Origin of the sequence: Haloferax profundi (genome assembly GCF_001469865.1) — an archaeon.
Taxonomy (GTDB): Archaea; Halobacteriota; Halobacteria; order Halobacteriales; family Haloferacaceae; genus Haloferax; species Haloferax profundi.
Window position 1 is genome coordinate 1 of the sequence record NZ_LOPV01000313.1, and the last position, 360, is coordinate 360.

The 360-nt window shown below is 49.7% G+C and carries 1 protein-coding gene; it reads right to left on the reverse strand.

Annotated features, from left to right (window positions below; translation table 11 throughout):
- A partial coding sequence (locus tag AUR66_RS22660; RefSeq protein ID WP_231727883.1) for a hypothetical protein occupies window positions 1-360 on the reverse strand: 360 nt, incomplete at both ends.

The window sequence follows — 360 nt, forward strand, 5'->3', positions numbered from 1 at the left end:
TGGAGTGCTTCGATGGAACGATCGGACATCATCACGAACTCATCCGGGTCGGTATGGACGAGAAAGGCAGACGCTGTTTGCGTCGAAACGCCATGTAGCTCACTCAGAAGCACAATTTTCTCCTCGACGTCATCTGTTTCCTGTACTCGTTTGAGGACTTGTCTCGCCTCATCCAAGTCGTTCTTCTTCACCATTGACGGTATAAATCGAGCGTTGACCCACGAACCGATGTCTTCCAAATCCGTCATCCCAAACGACCCGCTCTTGAGTTTCGGTGGCAGGGATCGAAGTCTTCGTTTCTCTTTTTCGTGGTGTTCCTGTCCCTCTATCTCTGGATATCGCTCTGCTAGATCTATGATT